This window comes from Marinobacter confluentis (assembly GCF_004785685.1).
Lineage (GTDB): Bacteria > Pseudomonadota > Gammaproteobacteria > Pseudomonadales > Oleiphilaceae > Marinobacter > Marinobacter confluentis.
This window is the reverse complement of sequence record NZ_SRPF01000002.1, coordinates 865,514-886,456: the sequence shown is the minus strand read 5'-3', so window position 1 is coordinate 886,456 and position 20,943 is coordinate 865,514. Positions and strand designations below refer to the sequence as shown.

Here is a 20,943-nt window from a genome sequence, read left to right as displayed (position 1 = left end):
TTCACAGCATTCAGGTGCCCTAATGACGAATTCCCCCCATGTATTCGAAGCCACCATGGAGAACTTCCAGCAGGATGTGATGGAAGCTTCCGCCCAAGCCCCCGTACTGATCGACGTCTGGGCTGAGTGGTGTGCCCCCTGCAAACAGCTGATGCCGATTCTGGAAAAGCTGGCGGATGAGTACAAAGGCGCCTTCCGGCTGGCCAAGGTAAACGCCGACCAGCAGGAACAGCTGACCGCCAGCCTGGGCGTGCGCAGCCTGCCGACGGTGATTCTGGTGAAGGATGGGCAGGCCGTAGACGGCTTTAACAGCGCCTTGCCGGAGGGCGAAGTTCGCAAAATCCTGGAAAAGCACGTGGAACTGCCGAAGGATGAAGAGGCGCCCTACGATAAGGCCCATCGCCTGTGGGAAGAGGGCGATATAGAAGCGGCGCTGGCCGTGCTGTCTGAAATGAACCGCAACGACCCGGAAGACCTGAAAGTGCTGATTGACCTGGCGCAGTTGAAGGCCGAGCTGGGTGACATCGACACGGCAGAGCAGGTACTCAACAGCCTGCCCGCGGAAGAAAAGATGCAGCACCAGGCCAAGCAGCTGGCGGCGCGCATCAAATTTCTGAAAGCATCCGCCGAACTGCCGCCGATTCATGAATTGAAGGATGCGCTGGATAAAGATCCGAAGGATCCCAACGCACTTCACCTTCTGGCTTTGCATCACATACTGCAGGAAAACAACGCCGACGCTATGGAGCTGCTTATTCGTCTGATGCAGGTAGACAGCAAGTACAAGGACGAAGTGGCCAAAACCACCCTGATTGAGCTGTTCGACAAGCTGGGTAATAACAACCCGGACGTTCGAACCTACCGGCGCAAGCTGTATACCCTGATGCACTGAATGATCCGCCGAGGCAGCAGCAAACGTAGGTCGGGTAGAGCCAAAGGCGAAACCCGACAGAACCCTTGCCCATGCCAAGACTTCCCGATCAGCCACCAAGCTGTGAACTCTGCGAACGCCCGGTTGGCAAGCTCACCCGCCACCACCTGATTCCCAAACACCTCCACCGGAAGAAACGCTTCCAGAAGCTGTTCAGCAAAGAAGACATGATTACCCGCACCCTGTGGGTGTGCCGGCCCTGCCATAACGCCATTCACAAGGCGCGGTCGGAGTTCGAACTGGGACTTTATTTCAATACCCGGGAGAAGCTGCTTGAGGTGGAGGAGCTGCGGACGTTTGTTGAGTGGCTGAAAGATAAGCCGGAGGGGTTTGTGCCGAAGTAATCAGCGAAATGACTCAATGCGTTAAAAGGTTATGATGCCGGGCTTGAGCCCGGCATCACCCGTTTAGGTTAGTTAACCTGTTTGATCAGTAATACCAGATTGGTGAAATCGAAGAGGTCCGGATTGGTCGCGTCACCGCCCTCGATACTTTTCTCCTGCAGCACCATCAGCCTGGGACCGGCCTTGGTGAAGGTCACCGAGCCACCCTCCGGGAAGGTCGCAATCACGCTGTTGCCATCCTCGGTCCAGGTCCCGCCTAGATTTTCCGTGGCTGTCTGGCTGAAGTCAGGCTGGTATGCCTGACGGCACTGCTGCTGCGTGCTATCGCAAAGCGTGGTATCGAAAAGAATCGAGAAGGTCTCATTGATAGTGCCAGAGAAAGTCCCGTCCGAGAGGAAGGTGAAGCTGCCCGTGCTGGACCAGGTACCGATCTGGGAATAGCCGTCGAAGAACCCTGTTCCAGGAGCGCCTCCCAGTTCCACCGCGATCTCGACGAAATTGTAGGTGCCTTCGGCGGTATTGATGCCGGCGGCCTGTTCCTCCAGGGCCGTGATGCGTTGATTGTTGTCGTTGATCGCACTAATCAGAGCGTTGAAGTTGGCGTTGATGTCTGCCGCCGTTGCGGCCGAGCCACTGGTGGCATCCGTGTATCCGGTTACTTCGCCTGCGATTGCGCCTGCGCTCAGGGCCATGGCCAGAAGGCCGGTCAGAAATTGCTTTTTCATGGTATTTACCTCATTCATCATTCTTTATGTCAGCCGGCAACAGATTATTGCCAGACTGCCTCATCCCAGTTGAAACTGTCCCAGACGGCGCTGGGTAAGGGCGTGTCGTTCTCCAAGAAGGTGGCGGTGATGGTGCAATCGCCGGTAATTCCTGCCGTGATGAAAGTGCTGTCGGTGAGCGTTCCGCCGCATCCGGTGACCGTGTCGATCTCGAAATTGGTATCAGGGGTCACATCAAACTGCTTGGCTTCGCCTTCAAGCGCCGGGGTGTCGCCCGCCGGGGTAATGCTGCCGCCTGCGCCGGCCGTGGCCGTGATGGTGAACAGGGTCCGGAACTCGGCGGTCACGGTGCAATCGGAGGTGACAGAGCCAGTGGTATAGACACCTGCAACTTCGCTTCCGGGGCATCCCTGAGCCGTCACATCAAACAGACCCGCACCAGCCTCTGGTGTCAGAGTCAGTGCTGCCGTATCGCCGAAATTCACCGTCGTTGATGCAGGAGCGACAGAACCCGGGCCAATTGCCGTTCCAGTCACAGTGTAAGTGATTGGCTCGAAGCTTGCGGTCAGCTCGCAGTCCGCCGTCACCGAAGTGAAGGTGAACACATCGTTGCTCAGCGTGCCTTCACAGCCCACAACACCCCCGGTGTCGACGGCGCCAATGGTAAAGCCGATTTCCGGAATTAGAGTGACGGCCAGCTCGGAACCATAATCGACGGTTATCGGGCCTTCGGGATCAAAGGTGCCGCTGTTGGCGGGAGAGGCCGTCAGGTCAACCTGGCGCTGCTGCAGTTCAAACACTGGTACGATTTCGCAATCGGCGGTAATGCTGCCGGTTGTGAAAGTCGTGCCTTCGAGTAAGCCGCCACAGCCGGAAGCCGAGATCAGGTCATAGCCGGTGTCAGGCGTCAGCTCGAAAGCGACAGTTTCCCCGAACAGGGCGGAAGCGCTGGTAGGGCTGGAAGTGCCACCGGTAACGTCAGCGACGGTTACGCTGTAGTTGATGGCGTCGAAAGTGACGCTGAGCGCGCAGGCTGAAGTGAGAGCGCCTGTGTCATAGACGTTGCCCGACAGGGAACCCGGGCAGTTGCCGGTTATGGCTCCGATTTCCGAACCCGGATTGGGCGCCAGAGTGAAGGCCACGCTTGCGCCTTCAAATACCGACACTGACAAAGGTGAGACGGTTCCGTCTCCAGTGGCTGAGGCTGTCACGGTGAAGCTAGTGACGTCAGTCAGGCCGTTATCCGGATTGGACGTAAAAGTTGTGGTGGCCTGGGTCACATCGTCAGCATCCAGATCAGTCCGGAGCGTCGTCGATGACCCTTCGATGGTCACGGCGGTGCCGTCCACCTGGCCGTCTACCTGGCCGTCGCTGGCGTCATCCAGAAGCGCGATCACGGTGTCCAGAGGGTCCGTGTCCGCATTGCCCGCGTCCGGGTTCTCGTTTTCGGCCAGTTGGGAGAGCCCGCCCAGAATCGCCGCATACTGCCGGGATTCGAGGGTTTCACCGTTGGCGTCGGGAGTGACGGTCAGTGGGTCAAAGTCGATGCCCAACGCGTTTCGCAGCGTTGTTTTGCCGCTCTCCACGCTTTCTTCCAGCGTTGCGCCCGTGTTGGTTGCCAGGAAACGCCGTGCAGCCCGAACCACCACTTCCGAGGCGGGGCTGATGGACGACGTCTCGGCGCCTTCGGGCAGGAAGGAGCTGAGCTTGCGATCGCCCACGTTGACCGTGGCTCCGGTGGCTTCGTCAGTGTAATTGCCCCCAGTGGCTTCCACCAGCAGCGGCCGGGCCGCGCTATCGGGAATGTCGGCACTCCAGGTGCCATTTTCATCCGCCGTGACCGGGCCGGCAATCGGTTCCCCCGATGCTTCTCCAGCGGCATTCATTGAATAGATACGAACGATTGCTCCGGCAACAGGCCCTTTGACCACTGAACCGCTGACGCTTGATGCCGTCGGTTCAGAAGGGGCCCTTGTGGATGAGCCATCACCACATCCGGACAGAGCAATCGTCAACGCAAGCAGCGTTAACTTTAACTTCATCGGATTTTCCTTTTCGTTTTTAGTCCCTCGCTCACGCTGGTGACCTGCATGGCCTTCAGGGCAGGGCGAGTCGAAACCGGCTAAGGGTGTAGTGTTTGTCTACATGCTAGCCTGCGAAAAGATTAGCAATTGTTAATGAAGTTGCAACCTGCAATTTTTGACGACAAAGGGCCTCGCGGCAGCTCGAACCATTGAATTGCCGGGGATTTCGTCAGCCAGCCTTTTGAAAACAGGCATATGCAAAGCACTCGTTCACTTCTGTAATTTGCCGGTCAAATTTTGTTATTGCGGACGTTTGTTGAGTAACCGGGGCGAGCGGGAGGGGATATGCCTGAAAAAAAGTGACAGACCGCCCGGTGGCGGCCTGTCCGTTTCAGCTTAATTGCGGAACATGAAACCAGGTTCGATATCATTCAGATCATTTTCGTGGGTGATCACGAAAATGAATCCATTTGCGCGATTTGCCATCTGCCAGACCTGTGCGGTTGCATCACTGTCGGCTCCGAAAGTAATGGAGGCCACACCATCGATGACATCCCAGTTACATCCTGTTCCGGAGTAGTTGCAGGAATCACCCTCGAAAATGACCAGTGTTTCGGTCGCTTCTTCCGTTGGAATCGCTACGGTGTAGCTGCCAACAAAGCTTGCGTCAGTGATTGGCTTGGCAATTGAAGTGGACGTGATCCGATTGACTTCGGAAGTATCTCCATCGGATTCTGATTTCATGGCGAAATACAGAGACGTCGCGGACAGCGCAACCCGATAGGTTTCAGAGCCTCCACCGGTTTCATTGAGGGTGAGTTCTCCGTTACTGACGCTCCAGGTCCCTCCTCGCGTACCGGCAGGCTGGCGCACATCGCCGTTGTAGCTGTCGTTGTAGTATTCAACGTAATTGTTGTCTGCCTGTAGCGAGAAGGTCACGACGTCATTAGCGTCTGACCGATAAAGCGACGTCAGCCCGCTCAGTTCTTCTGCAGTTGGCACTGCAGATACGATCGGCGCTGTGCTTTTGAAGGTTCCCAGCCTGGAGAAAGATCCGTCTTCACCAATATCAACATAGATCCCTGCACGCTTTGCCTGGCCTGAGAGAAACAGCAGCTGGTCGGTGGGTTCGCCGATTCCCCAGTTAATCGCGGTTCGGCCTTCGACGGTTGTTGTTGAAGCCGAAACCACATCTTCACCCTGAATATAGGTGAGGGCGTTGTCTTCGCCCACGGTTATGACGGCACCCGTTTCGTCCGGGAAGCCAAGCAGGTAAGTGCCGGCAGTGCGGGCACCATCGACAGCGGTATTCAGCTTGTAAGCTGTGCTTGTACCTTCGCCTGTTTCGAACAGTATGCTGTTGCCGGCATCACAAACGCCGTAAACCTCGTTCACCGTCTGGCCTTCGCTTTCGAAGGTCAGCGTCAGGGAGTCGGTGCTCTGGTTCAACGCCCAGGTGCCGGTTCGTTTGAATGCGCTACCCGGGGTGGTGGTATCGCTGTTGTATTCGGTGAACACGCCCTGACCAAATTCAAAAATCAGGGTTTCATCATCTTTGATGTGCCCGAGTGTCATGCCGGCGAGATCCGTCGCAGTCAGGCTTTTGGCGTTGCTGTCTGAACAGTCCAGAATTGTGGAATCGCCAAGGCTGTCGAGGGTCTCATTGAGGTGCGCTTCGGCCTCTGTCTCGGACACAAGCTGGGTGGCGCCATTCGATGCAATGGCCAGTATCTCCGCCGAGATTGTGTTCAGATCCGCCAGTTTGGAGATGTCTCTTGGCGTAGCGGCCTGGCTAGCCTGGGTGCGGACCTGGCTGCTGATGGTAATACCATTTGAAGGGTCCTGATCATCGTCCAGGGTCTGCAGCACTCTGGCAACGTTGATAGCGCCGTTGTCCTCACCGAGATCACGGGGCGACACGGTGCTTTTACCCTGAACGCTGCCAATGGTGTATTGGCCGATGCTGAACGTAATGTTTTCACCACTGGTGTAGGTGAACTGGCCGTTTTCATCGGTCAGGTAGCGGGTGTTGCCAGACTCAGAGCGCGTGTATTCAAGGCCTGCAACCGGGCTGTCAACGAAGGTGCCGGTCTGGGGTGTGCTTTTGCCACTTCCGGAGTCGCCGCCGCCAGAGGAGCTGCCGCCACCGCCGCAGGCTGCGAGTCCGGTTGTTAAAGTCGCCGCCAGAATAGACCTGAATAGAAGGTGTTTTTTAAGCATTATTGGGTTCCATTTGATATGCCAATCGAAATCCGCCGGTTCCGGGCGGAGGGCCCGAAAAGGGCAGGCCCAATGAAACCTATGCAATAGTCGGTAGCTTGGCAATCAAGAGGATGTTAACCAATGTAAAACATTGATATTGGATCATTCTTTGAGCGTTCAGATGATTTTTTGAGCAAAATCAGAGCTGGAAAAGCCTGGCCAGCACCCCATAGTGTCCCGCGCCCGCAACAAGTTCTGATCTGATTGGTTGCAGGTGGTGGACCAGTGCGCGGAAGTGCGGTTCATGAACCAGCAGGTCCTCATCGCCGTGGAACACATGATCAGGTTGGGGTGGTTTCTGAAGATTGAAGCGCCAGGGCAGCACCATCAGGCGCGAATCCCGCGCAAGTGCCATGGCAGCGTCTTTCGAGCCCTGCGCAATGGCAGTCTGCAGACTTTTGCGGAACGTCCACAGGTGGGAGTCCGAGGTGAGTTGCCGGATATCCGCCGGGCCCATAGCGCCCAGCATGGCCTCATAAAGCAGGTCTTCTGATTGGGTCAGTGATTCAAGCTCGTAGGCAAGATTTTCCGGATCGGCCAATGCCGCCTGCCAACTGCCGGCGGTAAGCTCAGAAGCATGCTCAAAGGGATTGGCCATCAAAGGCACCGCCGGAGTTGCGGCAATGGCGAGCTGTTTAACACGGTCGCCCAGATCATGCGACAGCGCCAGGGCAAACACTCCGCCCCCCGAGAACCCGGACACAGAAAACCGCTCCAGCCCCAGATTATCCGCCAACTGGCGAACGTCATTCGTGTGTTGGGCAAAGTCGTATCCGGGGCAGGGCGTCGAGCCTCCGTAACCCGGCCGGTCCGCAACGACGACCCGCAAGCCCGCGGCAGCCAGCGGTTCACTCAGGTGGGCAAGCTCATATCGTGAACCCGGAATGCCGTGGCAATGAACCCAGGTGCCGCCCTGCCCGGTTCCGGTGTCGGAATAGCTCAGAACCCGACCATCCGCGAGCCGGAGCTGCCGCGTGACAGAATTATCCATGGTTATTTTTCAGGGTGTCGGCGCACAGCAGAAGTTTGCGCTGCAGCGCCGCCTGTCTGTTTACACCGGCTTTGCGCATCATGGATTTCAACTGGGTGCGGCCGGTGTGGGGGGAAATCTGCAACAGCGCGCTGGCTTCACCGACGTCGAGCCCGCGCACCAGGAGATTTGCCAGCCGGTATTCGGCGGGCGTCAGGCTGTAGATGGCGGCCAGGTGCCTCTCATTGAGCTGTGAAGGGCGAGCCGGGTCCAGGAGGAAACAGAGAATGCCCGGGTTCAATGATCTGCCAATCTGAAAACCGTGGTTGGACCGGCGTGACTGGGTCAACACCAGGCAGGCGCCTGTTCGGTCCAGTTTCAGCGTTTCTGTCACGGAACGGTTTTCAATCAGTCGAGCAGCTATTGTTCGCAAGGCGTTTGCATGCTTGCCGTCAAAGACATTAAGGCGGTTACCGGCCAGCCCGAGTCCATAGGTATGTGCCGCCAGAGCTTCCTCGGCGGCAGTATTCATCCATTGCACCCTGAGCCTGCCGTCGGTCTGCCAGACCCCAAACGGAAGATTGTTGAGGGCGTGGCGCGCATCATTGACGGCCTGGTTCAGATCGGACATCAGGCGGGCCAGCCCGCACGCCCGGCGAAGGTGCGGGCTGAAGAGCTCCAGAGCCGACTGTTCTTCTCGGGTAAAGGTGCCTTTGCGTCGTGCCCTGTGAACGCCAATATGCATCCCCTGGCCGTTCTGCCGCTCGAACTGGGTACCCAGGGCGTAAAAATTGCCGTTGGGACGGAATATCCGCTGATAATGATCGGAGCGCTCAAAATCACGGTCGCTGATGATGGCGGTGCTCACCACCGCTTTTCCGAGCGGACTCGTTGCAAGCGTTTCCCGAAAGGGATCTCTTTCGACGGCGCCGGTTTCGTAAAACTGGTTGATGCTTTGGTGAAAACCGGTCGTGAATGACTGGTAGACCACAGGGTCATTCAGATCCGTCAGGCGGATGGTGGCGGTGTCGGTGCGGAACAGCCTTGCGAACTTCTCGAGAAATCTCGGCCACTCGTCAGGCGCTGTCGCGTGTTCGTAAAGATCGTTCAGCAGAGACGGAACGGCTGACACCAGGTCTTTCAAAACGAACGGCTCCTGTTGCTTTTTTCTACACATTTACTTGCAAACCTTAAGTAAAGCATAGGATTTTTCACGGCGCCAACATGCCAGGAAATTGTTACAGGTGAAAAAAAGCCCCGCCAAGGCGGGGCTGAAGTGAGAAGACGAGCCCGTCTAGTTACAGTTGTTGCAGATAGCGTAGGCTATGTAGGTACCGCCGGGGCCCATGGGTGTGCCGCCGGAATTGTCGTAGAACCTCGATACCAGAACCAGCAGCCGGTTGTCCGCAGAGGAATAACCCACTTGCTCACCAAAGCCTGTACCTCCGCCCGAGTAAGTATAGTTGGGCGATTCCATTCTGATCAGCCCGGTCGTTGTGTCCACCTGATAAGTCCAGGTGTTGGGATCAAGATTCGCGGATTGCCGGGTCGTGTCGAATACGTCTGTGTCCAGCCCGAAATTCGTAAAAGCAAAGGTAAGGCCTCTTTGCGATGTAGCTCCACCACTAGCGTCAAAGGCCAAGGTGGCCCCAGGCAGCCAGATGTCCGTTTCAAAATAATTCTGGCCGGCAAAATAGCCTTTCAGAATTACATCGTAGGACTTACCGGCGAGGTCAGCGGCCTGGAAATTCGGGTCCAACTTGACGCCAGTGAGCAACGACGATTCTTTGGTCTGCACCGTGTAAGGCGTGAACGGATTGGGCAGCGCCAGTGTCATGACATCCGCGCCCTGGGAGGCAAAGCCGCCGACCTCGCCGTTCAGCAGGCTCAGTGTGCCGTCAGCGGCAATGCTGAACGCGCCCAGGCTATCGCTCAAGCCGTTTTCTTCCATGATCGGATCGATTGATACGCCCTCATCCTGCAACGGTTTCAGGCCCTGCAGCAGCAGTAACTGAAGCTCGTCTGTCAACGTGGCGTTACCGGTCGCGTCAACGGTAATGTTGAGTGCGCCGGCCCCATAATCCATGAAGTTGGCCACAAGCACAGTGTCATCGATAGGGTCTGTTGTCTGGTTAATGCGTAGGGTGACGAACCCCCAGTCTCCCGCAAGCGCGTCTGCCGTTAGCGCAGGGTCTTTTTTGCTCAGCACATGAGTGTTCATGTCCCGGCCATCGGTGAAACTTCCATTGCTCTCTTCGTACTGGAAGGTATTCGCCTCATTGGCAATGAACAGGCTGCGCTCTGCGTCGAGAGCCCTGAAATCGATCTCGGTGGCACCGTTGATAATCTGGCTGCCATCCTCTGGGTCGATGAGTGTGTTTCCGGGAACCGCTGCGAAAAGCCCTGTGTCAGTGAAGCTCAGGTCAAAGTTGCCGCTTATACCCAGGCACTCGCTGACTGAGTCGAATACCGCATCCCGTCCATCCTCGCTGGCACCGGAATCGATCAGCAGGTCGCCTATGCAGAGGTCGGTCCAGCTAAGAGTGCCGGTTCCGTCGGTGTTATCCACAATGTTGGCACCCTCATGGGCGAAGTGCACCTGAAACACGGATGGTGGATTGCTCAGTCGCGAGCTTTCAATACCAACGGAAGAGCGAAGGTAGTGGAAATCACCTGTGACCGCTGGGCCAGGGGTGGTTTCATCGTCCGGGCTGACGTAGTTGACGGTAACCGTGCCGTCGCTAGGGGTAACACCCGGGGCAATTTCACTCAGCTGGAATGACTCGCCATCATCGATGATCAGGAAACCATCAATCACTGTGGCGTAATCGAAACCCTGAATCGGGTCTGAAAGGCCATACTCACCGTTCTGGTCGACAACAGCTGTCGGGTTGAGCACCAGAGTTGCACTGTCGTAAGTGAAGGTGCCGAATTCGAGGCCGGGCTGGCCTGTGGCGTCGGCTGGTTGAGTGGTGCCCAGGAAGTAGAAATTATCTTCCAGGATCGTCAGCACAGAGGTATTGGTAGGGTCTGCCGGATCCTGAATAATCCAGCTTCCGGCAATACCGGACTGATTCGTGGGTACCCTGGTAAACACTGTGCTTTCCGTCAGGCCAACGTCAGGGTTGTAGGCGGTGAGCGTATCGCCATCCACGACCAGGGCGAGGGGGTCAGGGTTGGTGCCGGCAAGATCGCTCAGGCCCCATTCGCCGTTGTCATCCCTTACGATAGATACATTGGTCACTTCGCCGGTCTGGTTGTCCCACTGGTACTGGCCGAATTCGAGGCCAGTCATACCCGCAGTGTCTTCTTCCGGGCGGAAGGGCAGGTCCAGTTCCTGGTGCATGTAATAGCCGTTTTCCAGGAAAGTCAGTTGCACCCAGGGTGCGTTATCGGTGCGATCAGGATTGCGGGCAATCCAGCTTCCGATCAGGGCATCTTCCGCCATGGGTGGTGGAACCTGATCTGCAAACGGGTTTGCAAGGCGTGTAGAGACAAAGACACCGAAAGGATCGCGGGCGATAATGCGAAGCTCGTCGCCCTCGCTTGGAACAAACGCCGCCGGGAGCTCGCCAGTGAAGCTTGTGGCTTCGTTATTCAGCGGGTTTCCGGTAAAGCCGTTGCCTTCGCCGCCCGTAGTTTGGCCGGTGAAATTGTTACGCACGGAAACAGAGTCATAGCCAGGTGGCAGTGTCCACTCGAAGGTGTAGGTGTCGGCATCGAGGTCGGCAGACTGGCTGGTGATTTCGGGAGCGCCGTTGCTTAAATCGGGAGTTCCACGCCTGATGGTGTAGGTGGCCTGGGCTTCGCCGTTCCAATTGAAAGTGACCTGATCACCCGATGCGATGGCGTTTGGCTCCAGCACTGCAAATTCTTCGTACCGACCAAGGCTTGAGTTAAGTGTAAGGTTGCCCTCAAGAATGGGCAGGTCGCCGCTTGTCACTGAAACGAACGACGGTGAGGCTGTCAGCGTATCTGCGGGAAAACCTGCATAGATCAGTGTTCCAATAGCCGTTACTTCCGGCGTTTCAGCGCCGCTCTGAACCACATGGGTTGGTTCTACGAACGCGAAGAATTGAAGCTGGTTGCCCTGAATCTGCCAATCGCCGCTATCAGTGTCCCGAACAACATTCCAGGGGCCCTGTGCGGCACCAATGTTCAGCTGTGCGGTTCCGGCTTCGGTGTCCAGGTCTGCCAGAGACCAGTTGCGAATCTCATCCGCCAGCTCTCCAGCGTCTTCAATACCGGGGTCTGAACCGAACAGACGATCCTGCAGGCCAGAAATGTCCTCTCCGTTGTTCAGGTAGTCCGCCGTGACCAGTGCTTCCAGGGCGGTTCCGTCCTGAGCGTCCAGGGCAGCTGCAAAAGCCGTTGCCAGAGTGTCCAGTGCCTGTAGCGTGGTTACGCCATCAGAGAGTTCGGTTTCATCGACCACGATGGGATCGGTCTCGACTTCTGGCTGGGTAAAGTTGTTCTGGATGGTCTGGGTCGGGTTGATGCGGTTGGTGATGGTGGCCGTGTTGGTAGCCGAGTCAATCTGAATGTCGATAACATCAAGCGCCGCATCGAATCCGCTGCGGTCAGCGTTAAAGGGTGTGTTTCGAAGGTCAAAATCCTCGTCCACGCCAACACCGTCGAACAGGGGCTTCAGGCGCGCCTTGAGGGCCGTTTCCGCTTCTTCAACCCTGGTCTGGGTGAGCTGAGTAAAGTCCGGGTTGTTGAAGAAAGTCAGGGGGTCACCACCCACGGCGTTACCCACGATCAGGTCGGTGATTGGAGTGATGTTAACCGTGCCGTTCACTTCATCGTCGAACACAACTGACAGCAGCTGGTAGGCGTTACCGCCGGCTATACCGCTGGCGTAGATCAGCACCGGCGGTGACAGGCCATCCAGTGGTAGCTCGAAGGAGCCATCAGCATTGATGTTGGCGGTTGCGGTTTCACCGGCATTATCCCGCGCGCCCACAAACCCCACCAGTGGCGCGCCTGCAGCGGCGGTACCGGATACGGACGAGGTTTCCTGGGGTGTAGAGGAACTGGAGCTGCCGCCCCCACCCCCGCCACCACAGCCGGTTAAAACAAGTGCGGCTGCCACTGCATACAGCAGCAGCCATAGACGACGTGTGTGTTGCCTGATCATCGGGTAACTCCTTGACGTTTTTTTTCTGGTTTCCGAGACCTTCAACCTAGAAAAACCGTCAGGAGCTGGCATCACCCATATGGTGTACGACTGTTATTTTAACCGTCTTTCACAAAACCTTTCTAAGCATTTGATGAAAACGCTCCGGCATTTCCACCTGCGGAAAGTGCCCGGCGCCGTCCAGCCGGTGCTCGGTCACATGGCCATTGCAGCGTGCCCTGGCGACTTCTGGCACCAGGTCGCCGTTGATGGCGTGAATGGGCATTTTCAGGCTGGAAAAGGCCGCCTCCGGTGTCCAGCGAAGCAGGTCAGACCACAGGGGCAGCATGTATCTGGGGTTTGCTGCCGCCATTTCAGCCTTCATCCGGTCCTTGTTCTGTTCGCTCGCCATGCTGGCGGTAAAATTGTCCACCAGGCCATGGATGGCACTGGGAAAATCGTCGTAAAACGGCTGGGCGGTCTGTTGTGCCTGTTCTTCTGTCAGGTCGCCGTAGGGAATCACAAAAGTGTCCACCAGCACCACGCTGCTCACATTGGCCAGTTTCCGTGCGGCCTCAAGCGCCACGGCGCCGCCCATGGAATGGCCAACCAGCGTGATCTGCGGCTCGTTGATGGTCTGGACAGCTTCTGCCACCGCGTCTGCCATGCCCTCAATGGTCCACTGCTCCGCCAGTTGCTGATGGCTGTCGCCATGGCCGGGCAGGTCAATGGCGGTCAGCCGGAAAGCATCCTGAAGGGCGGCCATGGCGGGGTGCCAGTCGCTTCGGCGGCAGGTCCAGCCGTGGATCAGCAATACCGCAGGTCCCTGAGTGCCAGCCCGGGTTACGGCTGCGTTGATACCAGAAGGCAAAGTTAGGGTGTCGTTCGTCATGGGGTTCCTCGTGTCGCCTGAATAGATATGTTTGTTTTTTGAGCAAGCGTTATCTATAGTTCAAAAACTGAACTTTTAACACAAGGATGTCCGATAGTTCTCCTGGCATTGAACTGCCATGGACCGGAAGATCATGAGTGATAACCCGACATTTCTGAATTACGTTCAAAAGCTCCCGGATCTTCTGGAACAGCTGTATAACACGCCCGCCGATGTGGGCCAGTGGCATGGCTTTCTGGAGAAACTGACGGATGCTACTGGCTCGCGTTCCGCCCGCCTTCTGGTGATGGACAAGGAAGCAAAGCGGGTCCATTACAGCGATAAGGTCAATATTGACGACGATCAGCACAGGGATTACGTCAATCACTTCGTGAATCTCTGCCCCTGGCGGCCGGAGCTGGCGCTTAAAGCGCCGGGGCGGCTTTATAACACCTACCACGACTTTTCCTGCAAGCAGGACAGGTTCTACCAGACGGAATTCTTCAATGACTGGGCCCGCCACCTGGACATTGAGCATGGCCTGTGTGGCACCGTCTATCACGATACCCGCTACACCGTGCAGCTTCTGGTTCAACGCACCGGCGGCCAGGGCGCTTTCCCCAAAACATTGACGGCGCAGATCAACCGGCTGATTCCCCACGTGCAGCAGGTTCTGCATCTGAACCGGGCCTTGACGCTGCAACAACAGCAGAATCTTTCGGTGCTGCAGGCGGCCGAGCGTACCTTTATGCCATTTCTGCTGATGAGCGGGCAGGGTGAACTGATCTATGCCTGCCCCCGCGCCGAAAGACTGGCCGATGGCTGTTCCGGCATGACGTTGAATGGGCAACAACTGACCCTGCAATGCCAGCGAACGCAGAATCAGCTACTGAACCGTGTCCGGGGACTAGCGGCGGGTATGGCGGCAGGCGTCGAGCCGGTTCTGGTGTTTTCCAGTGAGAAAAGAGCACCGCTGAGGTTATTGGTTGAACCCATGGAAATGCCGGGCGTTTCACCGGTGTTCTGGGCGGGTGAGGCAACGGTCGCGGTGTATATCCAGGACCCGGAAGAGCACCTGGATATCGATCATGAACTGCTGGCTCGGCTTTTCGGTTTAACGCCGGCAGAAAGCCGCGTGGGAGCCTGGATTGCAAAAGGCGGTGAGACCGCGCAATTTGCTGAACTGAACGATGTGTCGGTTCACACCGTGCGTACCCAATTAAAGTCGGCGATGGCCAAGCTGCGTGTAAGACGCCAGGCGGAACTGGTGGGCGTGGTGCTGTGCTCCGCAGCGGTCAGGTGCATCAACCGGAATCAGGCGCCCATTCTGGGCGCCGACGCCGGCTGATTCAGTGGGTCGGGCAGGTCGGCCCGGTTCAGCCGTTGCCTTTTTTCATCTGTTCGTACTCATCCTCGAAGAAGAACTTCTCCTCCCCAAGCGCCGGTTCCAGCTCGTGCAGCCAGGTGGCGGTCTCGCTGTACTTGGCAAAGAACGGGCGCTGAACCCAGTCCGGGTTGCGGGCCTGTATGAAGCGCAGAACGAATACTTTCTCGCCATGGATTTCGGTGATGCCTTGAACTTCTACTTTGCCCGGGCCTGCACTCATTGAGGGGCCACGCGCAGTGCGGGCCAGGCCGGATACCTGTTTGATGGCCTCACGGTAGATGTGGAAGGCTTCCACCAGAGGCACTTCAAAGTAGTTCTTGGCGCCGGTATCCCGCTCCACAAACATGTAGTAGGGGATGATGCCAAGCTGCACTTCCTTGTTCCAGAGCTTTGCCCAGTCATCGGCGTTGTCGTTCACATGCTTGATCAGCGGGCCCTGGGCGCGGATTTCTGCACCGGTGGCGCGGATGCGACGAATGGCTTCTTCCGCAATATCGGTGGTGATTTCCTGCCAGTGATTGTAGTGCGCCATGATGGCCAGATGCTTGCCGGCATCGACCAGGCGAGCGAACAGGTCGATCAGCTCTTCAGAATCCTTGTCGGTGACAAAGCGATAGGGCCAGAAGGTGAGCGCCTTGGTGCCGATGCGAATGGTCTGGATATGGTCGAATTCCGGCTGTAGCAGCGGCTCCAGGTACTGAACCAGATGTTTGGTTTTCATGACCATGGGGTCGCCGCCGGTCACTAGCAGGTCGCTGACTTCGGTGTGCTCTTTCAGGTAGCCGTGCAGCTTTTCCGCTTCGGTGCTGGCCATTTTCAGGTCCTTGTCACCGACAAACTGCGCCCAACGAAAACAGAAGGTGCAGTAAGAGTGGCAGGTCTGGCCCTGGGCCGGGAAGAACAGCACGGTCTCGCGGTATTTGTGCTGAACGCCATCCAGAACTTCGCCGTCCAGGGTGGGCATATTCATTTCCATCTGGCCCGCCGGGTGCGGGTTCAGCTCATCGCGGATTTCTTTCGCGACTGCCTGTATTTCCTGTTTGTCCGCACCGTTACGGTGAAGCTCGGCCATGCGTTCAAAGTGTTCTTCTTTGAGCATGCTTTTCTGCGGGAAAACCAGCTGGTAGATCGGATCGTTGGGCACCTTGTCCCAGTTGATCAGTTCGTTCATCACGTATTCGTTTACCCGGAAGGGCAGCACACTGGCTACAACCTTCATTTCAAACAGCGTGTCTTCCGGCAGGTTCTGAATCACTTCGATCTTGTCGAGCTGCTTGTCGGTGTAGACCTTGAAGCGCCGCTCTTCGAACTCCACCGCAGGGATGCGGTTCGGGAACGTGACGATTGAATTCATAGGTCGCCCTCTCTGGATGCCTGGGTTGAATGCGTTGGTTAAAAAACGGGCAACGGAGTATACATAATTAGAAACTCATTTTCAGGTCTAATTAAAAGCTTCGCGTCAGCGTAGTGAAAAACCGGTTAAAAACGAGATTATGTGGCTAAAATCGTCAAAAAATTGTTAAACGATAAAGTTTCGGTGGCAGAGTTCTTTAGCGCGGTAAGATTTTTGGCCGGCTGAGTGAAATACTACATTGGTCTCATGTCCCTTGTTTAGAACCCCCTATTTCGACAATATTGCGTAATTAAACTAAAGATAAGCCCTTTCCGGCCTGGTTTTTGCCAAGAACAGCGATTTACTGTCGTAATTTAATAACGACCTCGCGATTGCGGGCGGTCAAAACCGCCATCCTGTTCTATGCTTGATGGATTCGGTGCTGCACCTTTTTATCGACACAGAGAATAATTTACACAGAGCGTGTTAAGCGGAGGTTTTGATGTACCAGGACGATGATCCCACAGAGACCAGTGAATGGCTGGATGCGTTGGAATCGCTGATTGATCAGGAGGGCGTGGACCGCGCCAAGTACATACTCGAACGCCTGTCAGAGCGGGCGAGCCGAGATGGCACCGAGTTGCCCTATTCAATCACCACGCCTTTCCGGAACAGCATTCCCGTTACCCAGGAAGCCAGAATGCCCGGCGACCTGTTCATGGAGCGCAGAATCCGGTCACTGATTCGCTGGAACGCCATGGCGATGGTTATGCGCGCCAACCAGCGCCCGGGTGACCTGGGTGGCCATGTGTCGTCCTTCTCTTCAGCTGCCACGCTCTACGATGTGGGCTTCAACTACTTCTTCCACGGTGGTGATGAAAAGCGGGAATCGGACCTGATCTACTTCCAGGGCCATTCATCCCCCGGTATCTATGCCCGGTCCTATCTCGAAGGCCGTTTTGATGAAAGCCAGCTGGACAAATACCGTGAGGAAGTCGACGGCACTGGGCTGTCTTCCTACCCCCACCCCTGGCTGATGCCGGACTACTGGCAGTTCCCGACTGTTTCCATGGGCCTGGGCCCGATTCAGGCGATCTACCAGGCCCACGTCATGAAGTACCTGCACAGCCGTGAGCTGATCGACATGGGCGAGCGCAAGGTGTGGTGTTTCGTTGGTGACGGCGAATGTGACGAGCCGGAAACCCTGGGCTCCATTTCCATGGCCGGTCGTGAGCACCTGAGCAACCTCATCTTCGTGGTGAACTGTAACCTGCAGCGTCTGGACGGCCCGGTGCGCGGTAACGGCAAGATCATCCAGGAACTGGAAGGCATCTTCCGTGGTGCTGGCTGGAACGTGCTCAAGGTTGTCTGGGGCCGCATGTGGGACCCACTGTTCGAGAAAGACAAGGACGGCTTGATGCAACGGGTAATGGACGAAGCAGTCGACGGCGACCTCCAGAATTTCAAGAGCAACGGCCCGGCCTATACGCGCAAGAACTTCTTCGGCAAATACCCGGAGCTGTCCAAGCTGGTCGAGAACCTGTCTGATGAAGACATTAACCGCCTCAACCGTGGCGGCCACGACCCCTACAAGATCTACGCGGCCTATCACAAAGCCGTGAACGATCACGGCGACCGCCCGACTGTGATTCTGGCCCACACTATCAAAGGTTATGGCTTCGGTACGGCCGGCGAGGCACAGAACACCGCGCACTCCCTCAAGAAGATGGATATTGAACAGCTCAAGGCCTTCCGTGATCGCTTCGCGATTCCGCTGAAGGACGACGAGCTGAAAGACGTGCCTTACTTCCGTCCCGCGCCGGACAGCCCTGAAATCGTCTACATGAACAAGCGGCGTCAGGAGCTGGGCGGTTTCTATCCCAAGCGTCGTAAAGACTGCCAGCGTCTGGAAACCCCGTCGCTGGATACTTTCAAAGCGCTGCTGGACGGCTCCAACGGCCGCGAAATTTCCACCACCATGGCGTTTGTTCGCCTGCTGACGGCGTTGACCAAAGACAAGCGCATCGGCAAGCGGGTAGTACCGATTGTTCCGGACGAAGCCCGCACTTTTGGCATGGAAGGCATGTTCCGGCAACTGGGGATCTACACCTCCGAAGGCCAGAAGTATGTGCCGGAAGACCGTGAACAGATCATGTACTACCGGGAAGACAAGAAGGGCCAGATTCTGGAAGAGGGCATCAACGAGGATGGCTCCATGGCGGCCTGGATTGCGGCGGCCACTTCCTACAGCACCAACAATTTCCCGCTGATTCCGTTCTACATCTTCTATTCGATGTTCGGTTTCCAGCGGGTGGGCGATCTGGCCTGGGCCGCTGGTGATATCCAGGCCCGTGGCTTCCTGATCGGCGGCACCGCCGGGCGAACCACGCTTAACGGCGAAGGCCTGCAGCACCAGGACGGCCACAGCCACGTGCTGGCCCAGACAGTTCCGAGCTGCAAGTCCTATGATCCGTCCTACGGTTATGAGATGGCGGTGATCGTTCGCCAGGGGATCAAGGAGATGTTCGAGGACAACCAGAACGTCTACTACTACCTGACCATCGAGAACGAAAACTACGAGCAGCCGGCCATGCCGAAAGGCAAGAAGGTCGAAGACGGCATTATCAAGGGCATGTATCTGCTTGAATCAGTCGAGACCAAGGGCAAGAAGAAGTCGCCCCGGGTTCAGCTGATGGGGGCAGGCGCGATCCTGAATGAGGTCCGTGCCGCGGCCCAGATGCTGAAAGACGATTTTGATGTGGCCAGTGATGTCTGGAGCGTAACCAGCTACAACGAGCTGGCCCGCGACGGCCTTCACATCGAGCGCTGGAACCGTCTGCATCCGGACGACACCCCCAAGAAGGCATACATCACACAGTGCCTGGAAGGCCAGCAGGGGCCAGTGGTGTCATCCACTGACTACATCAAGCTGCTGTCGGAGCAGGTAAGGGCGTTTATTCCCAAGACCTACCTGACCCTGGGTACCGACGGATACGGCCGCAGTGACACTCGCGAGAAACTGCGTAGCCACTTTGAAGTGGATCGCTACTATGTCGCGGTCACGGCGCTGTCAGCCCTGGCTCGTGATGGCGAGATAAAACAGGATGTGGTTCTCGAAGCTATGCGCAAATACGGAATCGATCGCAACAAAACGAACCCGGTGCTGGCTTGAGGAGATCGTCATGAGTGAACAGGAAATCAAGGTTCCCGATCTCGGCGGCGCTGATGAGGTCGAAGTTATCGAAATTCTCGTCAGTCAGGGAGATTCGGTTGAAGCAGAAGACCCGATTCTGACCGTCGAATCCGACAAGGCCTCCGTTGAGCTGCCCTCTCCGGGTGCCGGCAAGATCACCAAAATCACCGTCAAGGTGGGTGACAAGGTCAAAGAAGGCGATGTGGTTGGCATGATGGAAACCAGTGCCGACGCGGGTTCGGACGATGGCGAGAAAGAAGAAGCCAAAGCCGAACCGGAAGCCAAAACCGAAGAAAAAGCTGAAGCACCGGCCGAAGAAAAAAAGCCTGCGCCGAAGAAATCCGGCGGTTCCCGCAAGGAAACCGTGCAGGTGCCGGCGCTGGACGGCTTCGACAATGTGCCGATCATTGAGATCAACGTCAGCGAAGGCGACGAGATTCAGGTGGACGACCCGCTGGTGACCGTGGAGTCCGACAAGGCCACCATGGAAATTCCGTCCCCCTTCGCCGGCAAGGTTGGCAAAATCCTGGTGTCCGAGGGCGACAAGATCTCCGAAGGCCATGACCTGATTGAAATGACGGTGGTGGAAGACGGGGATTCTGGCGATGACGAAGAGGCAGGCGAGGAAAGCGCGTCTTCCGAGCCCGCCGCCAGTGACAGCAAGCAGGAAAGTGAGTCCAGGCCTCAGGGTAAGAGCGAAGAGCCAAAGGCCGAGCCTGCATCGGCAACCTACGAACCGCCAGCGCCAGGCGCCAAGGTTCATGCCGGCCCGGCAGTTCGAAAGTTGGCGCGGGAAATGGGTGCAGACCTTACCCGCGTCAAGGGTTCCGGCCCCAAGAACCGGATCCTGAAAGACGACATTCAGGCCTATGTGAAAAGCCAGCTGCAGCAGACCCAGCAGGGTAGCGTTGTGGCAGGTGGTGGTGGCTCCGGTATTCCGGGCGTCAAGCTGCCGGACTTCAGCCAGTTTGGTGAGATTGAACGGGAATCCATGTCCCGCATGATGTTCGCTACGGCCAACAACATGCAGCGCAGCTGGTTGAACGTGCCCCACGTGACCCAGTTTGAGGATGCGGACATCACCGATATGGAGGACTTCCGCAAGTCGCAGAAAGCGGCGGGCGAGAAGAAGGGCGTGAAGATGACGCCGCTGCCGTTCCTGCTCAAGGCCTGCGCCACCGCGCTGGCGGAACTGCCGCAGTTCAACGTGTCGCTGGATATGGACCGCAAGGAAGTCATCCGCAAGAAGTTCATCCACATTGGTATCGCGGTTGATACGCCCAACGGGCTGATGGTGCCGGTGATCAAGGATGTGGACAAGAAGGGCCTTTGGGAACTGGCGGCGGAAAGTGCCGAGCTGGCCCAGAAAGCCCGTGACAAACAGCTGAAGCCGGCAGAAATGCAGGGCGCCTGTTTTACCATCACCAGCCTGGGTGGCATCGGCGGTACGGCGTTTACGCCCATCGTGAACACCCCTGAGGTGGCGATTCTGGGTGTTTCCAAAGCGGCCATGAAGCCGGTCTGGGATGGCAAGGAATTCCAGCCACGGCTGATGTGCCCGCTGTCGCTGTCCTACGACCATCGGGCGGTGAACGGCGCCGACGCAGCCCGTTTCACCACGCTGCTGGCCCAGTTGTTGGGCGACATCCGGTCGCTGCTGCTGTAACGCAATGTGAAGTGAAGCGCGGCCATAAGCCGGCATGCTTTCGAAGGAAAGCATGCCGGCTTTTTTGTGCCAGGCCCGATTACTTTTCTTCAAACCAACAAAAACCCCGGCCGAAGCC

General features: G+C 57.0%; 13 protein-coding genes. 5 read left to right on the top strand and 8 right to left on the bottom strand.

Annotated features, from left to right (window positions below; genetic code table 11):
* Positions 1–22: 22 nt before the first annotated feature.
* Positions 23–892, top strand: coding sequence for a tetratricopeptide repeat protein (locus tag E5Q11_RS09695; RefSeq protein WP_135803188.1), 870 nt, complete (start codon positions 23–25; stop codon positions 890–892).
* 71 nt (positions 893–963) lie between these two features.
* Positions 964–1,275 (top strand): hypothetical protein, encoded by a 312-nt coding sequence (locus tag E5Q11_RS09690; protein ID WP_135803187.1) that lies wholly within the window; start codon positions 964–966, stop codon positions 1,273–1,275.
* Between the two features lie 68 nt (positions 1,276–1,343).
* Here the strand turns inward: E5Q11_RS09690 and E5Q11_RS09685 are convergent, their stop codons facing one another.
* From E5Q11_RS09685 to E5Q11_RS09655, 7 genes are all read right to left on the bottom strand, one after another.
* Entirely contained in the window at positions 1,344–2,000 is a 657-nt protein-coding gene (locus tag E5Q11_RS09685) for a hypothetical protein (RefSeq protein ID WP_135803186.1), read from the bottom strand.
* Positions 2,001–2,044: 44 nt separating this feature from the next.
* Positions 2,045–4,042, bottom strand: coding sequence for a hypothetical protein (locus tag E5Q11_RS09680; RefSeq protein ID WP_135803185.1), 1,998 nt, complete (start codon positions 4,040–4,042; stop codon positions 2,045–2,047).
* A gap of 378 nt (positions 4,043–4,420) precedes the next feature.
* Positions 4,421–6,244 carry a lipocalin family protein gene (locus E5Q11_RS09675; RefSeq protein WP_135803184.1) on the bottom strand — a complete coding sequence of 608 codons (1,824 nt, stop codon included), beginning with the start codon at positions 6,242–6,244 and terminating at the stop codon, positions 4,421–4,423.
* 181 nt (positions 6,245–6,425) lie between these two features.
* Positions 6,426–7,277 (bottom strand): alpha/beta fold hydrolase, encoded by an 852-nt coding sequence (locus tag E5Q11_RS09670; RefSeq protein WP_135803183.1) that lies wholly within the window; start codon positions 7,275–7,277, stop codon positions 6,426–6,428.
* A complete protein-coding gene (locus tag E5Q11_RS09665; protein ID WP_135803182.1) occupies positions 7,270–8,400 on the bottom strand; it encodes a helix-turn-helix transcriptional regulator in 1,131 nt (376 codons plus the stop codon). The genes E5Q11_RS09670 and E5Q11_RS09665 overlap by 8 nt, the downstream gene beginning before the upstream one ends.
* A gap of 150 nt (positions 8,401–8,550) precedes the next feature.
* Positions 8,551–12,396 carry a hypothetical protein gene (locus tag E5Q11_RS09660; RefSeq protein WP_135803181.1) on the bottom strand — a complete coding sequence of 1,282 codons (3,846 nt, stop codon included), beginning with the start codon at positions 12,394–12,396 and terminating at the stop codon, positions 8,551–8,553.
* Between the two features lie 109 nt (positions 12,397–12,505).
* A complete protein-coding gene (locus E5Q11_RS09655; RefSeq protein WP_135803180.1) occupies positions 12,506–13,267 on the bottom strand; it encodes an alpha/beta fold hydrolase in 762 nt (253 codons plus the stop codon).
* Positions 13,268–13,400: 133 nt separating this feature from the next.
* On the opposite strand from E5Q11_RS09655, the gene E5Q11_RS09650 reads away from it, so the two are divergent.
* Positions 13,401–14,594 (top strand): helix-turn-helix transcriptional regulator, encoded by a 1,194-nt coding sequence (locus tag E5Q11_RS09650; protein WP_168215637.1) that lies wholly within the window; start codon positions 13,401–13,403, stop codon positions 14,592–14,594.
* Between the two features lie 28 nt (positions 14,595–14,622).
* On the opposite strand, the gene E5Q11_RS09645 is transcribed toward E5Q11_RS09650, so the two are convergent.
* Positions 14,623–15,987, bottom strand: a complete 1,365-nt coding sequence (locus E5Q11_RS09645; protein WP_135803178.1) for a KamA family radical SAM protein — start codon at positions 15,985–15,987, stop codon at positions 14,623–14,625.
* A 481-nt stretch (positions 15,988–16,468) separates the two neighbouring features.
* Here E5Q11_RS09645 and aceE point away from each other — a divergent pair, with 481 nt between their 5' ends.
* Both aceE and aceF read left to right on the top strand, forming a co-directional pair.
* Complete coding sequence (gene aceE, locus E5Q11_RS09640) at positions 16,469–19,138, top strand: pyruvate dehydrogenase (acetyl-transferring), homodimeric type (RefSeq protein ID WP_135803177.1); 2,670 nt, start codon at positions 16,469–16,471, stop codon at positions 19,136–19,138.
* 10 nt (positions 19,139–19,148) lie between these two features.
* Complete coding sequence (gene aceF, locus E5Q11_RS09635; RefSeq protein WP_135803176.1) at positions 19,149–20,825, top strand: dihydrolipoyllysine-residue acetyltransferase; 1,677 nt, start codon at positions 19,149–19,151, stop codon at positions 20,823–20,825.
* The last annotated feature ends 118 nt before the right edge of the window (positions 20,826–20,943 follow it).

What these genes read in the sequence shown, in the direction of transcription:
- E5Q11_RS09675 (WP_135803184.1), bottom strand. Translation starts at nt 6,244, where the DNA reads ATGCTTAAAAAACACCTTCTATTCAGGTCTATTCTGGCGGCGACTTTA.
- E5Q11_RS09685 (WP_135803186.1), bottom strand. Translation starts at nt 2,000, where the DNA reads ATGAAAAAGCAATTTCTGACCGGCCTTCTGGCCATGGCCCTGAGCGCA.
- aceE (WP_135803177.1), top strand. Translation starts at nt 16,469, where the DNA reads ATGTACCAGGACGATGATCCCACAGAGACCAGTGAATGGCTGGATGCG.
- E5Q11_RS09690 (WP_135803187.1), top strand. Translation starts at nt 964, where the DNA reads ATGCCAAGACTTCCCGATCAGCCACCAAGCTGTGAACTCTGCGAACGC.
- E5Q11_RS09650 (WP_168215637.1), top strand. Translation starts at nt 13,401, where the DNA reads ATGAGTGATAACCCGACATTTCTGAATTACGTTCAAAAGCTCCCGGAT.
- E5Q11_RS09695 (WP_135803188.1), top strand. Translation starts at nt 23, where the DNA reads ATGACGAATTCCCCCCATGTATTCGAAGCCACCATGGAGAACTTCCAG.
- E5Q11_RS09660 (WP_135803181.1), bottom strand. Translation starts at nt 12,396, where the DNA reads ATGATCAGGCAACACACACGTCGTCTATGGCTGCTGCTGTATGCAGTG.
- E5Q11_RS09655 (WP_135803180.1), bottom strand. Translation starts at nt 13,267, where the DNA reads ATGACGAACGACACCCTAACTTTGCCTTCTGGTATCAACGCAGCCGTA.
- E5Q11_RS09680 (WP_135803185.1), bottom strand. Translation starts at nt 4,042, where the DNA reads ATGAAGTTAAAGTTAACGCTGCTTGCGTTGACGATTGCTCTGTCCGGA.
- E5Q11_RS09670 (WP_135803183.1), bottom strand. Translation starts at nt 7,277, where the DNA reads ATGGATAATTCTGTCACGCGGCAGCTCCGGCTCGCGGATGGTCGGGTT.
- E5Q11_RS09645 (WP_135803178.1), bottom strand. Translation starts at nt 15,987, where the DNA reads ATGAATTCAATCGTCACGTTCCCGAACCGCATCCCTGCGGTGGAGTTC.
- aceF (WP_135803176.1), top strand. Translation starts at nt 19,149, where the DNA reads ATGAGTGAACAGGAAATCAAGGTTCCCGATCTCGGCGGCGCTGATGAG.